The following is a 1,578-nucleotide window of genomic DNA, read 5'->3' as shown; positions in this document are numbered from 1 at the left end:
AAGATATGGTCAGCGCCGGCTTTGCCCAGTTCGCCCAGCATTTCCACGGCCAGTTCGCGAAACCGCCGCCGCATGCGGTTGCGGACCACAGCGTTGCCGATTTTTTTGGTAATTGTGATGCCCAGCCTTTTGGCCGGATCATCGTCGCGCCGGTCGAAAACGAGCAAAACAAAACCGGGAGTTGCATAGCGCTTCCCCCGGTTGGCGGCCAGAAAGTCTGACCGTTTTGTAATGACGCTATAACCGCGGGATGCGCGGTTGGTCATGGCTGGAATTAAGCCGAAAGCTTCTTGCGACCGCGCGCACGGCGACCGTTCAAGATGTTGCGACCAGCAGCGGTCGACATACGAAGACGGAATCCGTGACGACGAGCGCGCACTAGATTGCTCGGTTGAAAGGTGCGCTTCATGGCTCAAATCCTTAAAAAACAAATGCGTTGTAAAAGTAAAGGGCCGCCGAATCATTTCAGCGACCGCCTTTGTTGGATGGCCGTCTATGGCGCGGGCCTGCAAAAGTCAACATTGCATCCGTCGCACATTCAGAAATTGGGGCAATCCTGATCGTCCCGCCGAAATACGCGCAATATGTCACGTTTGATAGGCGGAAAGGGCGGTCGTTTGCGAAACCGCTTTCGCCGCAGCGCCCATCCGATCCACAGGCTGTATTCGGGATGCCTTTTCGAATGGCGGGCAAATTGCTTGCGCGCCCAATGCGAATTTTTAAGGATGAGGCCCAGGCCAAGAATGAAAAACAGCAACCCGCCTGGCCCCGGCAACCAGCTGATGATCGGCGCGGAAATAACCAGCGCCCAACCGCATAGCATCATCACCAGTTGAACGGCGCGGTGCTGCGCGGATTTGCCGATTTTGCGTTGGTTCATCATGGCTGATGTGGGGCGCTATGCCAGTGATACAAGGCATTTGGATGACAGCCGGTGTAAACTCAGGGTGTTCCTTATGCGGTTTCAGCCTCGCACAAAGCCACCAGTTGATCCGCACACGCGCCCCAGCCATCAACAAATCCCATTTCGAGATGACTATTACAGGCTTCCTCGGTCCAATGGCGGCACGTGGCGGTATAGCGCGTCCCTTCGCCTTCGGTCGCGATTTCCCAGATGCCGATCATAAACGGTCCGCTCGGCATCAAGTCACCGACGATAGCGTCGGTAAAGGCAAAGCGTCGCCCTTCATCCCATGCGAGGACGGTGCCGGGATGCGGATGTACTTCGCCATCGGGGCCGTACATGGTGCACGACGAGGCGCCGCCTGCGCGGCGTTCCAACTTGTCAAATTCGGCGCGCCACGGCTTTGGACACCACCACTCGTCGATCCGGTTGGCCATAACGTCCCACACCGTCGCGGGCGGTGCGTTAATGAAACGCCTGACGGAGAGTTCCCAGCCATTTTCTGCGGTTGCGGTCATGTTTGGCTTCCTTTTCAATCTCTATCCGTTGGACCCAGCATCCAGAAATGACGATAGGGCCGTGCGCCATCTACCGCGCGAGCCACCGACGGGCGGGCAAGCGCGCGGGCGCGATAGGCCTTTACCCGCGCGCAGTCATCGGGGATGGGATGGACC

Annotated in this window: 4 protein-coding genes; all 4 read right to left on the bottom strand. The window is 57.8% G+C overall.

Annotated features, from left to right (window positions below; genetic code table 11):
• Positions 1-266: ribonuclease P protein component (gene rnpA / locus ABL922_RS14930; protein WP_349024996.1), on the bottom strand; the 266-nt coding region annotated here is incomplete at its 3' end.
• A gap of 8 nt (positions 267-274) precedes the next feature.
• Positions 275-409 (bottom strand): 50S ribosomal protein L34, encoded by a 135-nt coding sequence (gene rpmH, locus ABL922_RS14925; protein WP_349024995.1) that lies wholly within the window; start codon positions 407-409, stop codon positions 275-277.
• A gap of 129 nt (positions 410-538) precedes the next feature.
• The gene (locus tag ABL922_RS14920; RefSeq protein WP_349024994.1) at positions 539-883 is read right to left on the bottom strand and encodes a hypothetical protein; all 345 of its coding nucleotides are present in this window, start codon (positions 881-883) and stop codon (positions 539-541) included.
• Positions 884-954: 71 nt separating this feature from the next.
• Positions 955-1,422: an SRPBCC domain-containing protein gene (locus ABL922_RS14915; RefSeq protein ID WP_349024993.1), complete on the bottom strand. Its 468-nt coding sequence runs from the start codon at positions 1,420-1,422 to the stop codon at positions 955-957.
• Positions 1,423-1,578: the final 156 nt, after the last annotated feature.

The sequence above is a fragment of the Sphingorhabdus sp. genome (genome assembly GCF_040079335.1).
GTDB lineage: Bacteria > Pseudomonadota > Alphaproteobacteria > Sphingomonadales > Sphingomonadaceae > Sphingorhabdus_B.
The sequence above is the reverse complement of the archived record's forward strand: the minus strand, read 5'-3'. Positions and strand labels throughout refer to the sequence as shown.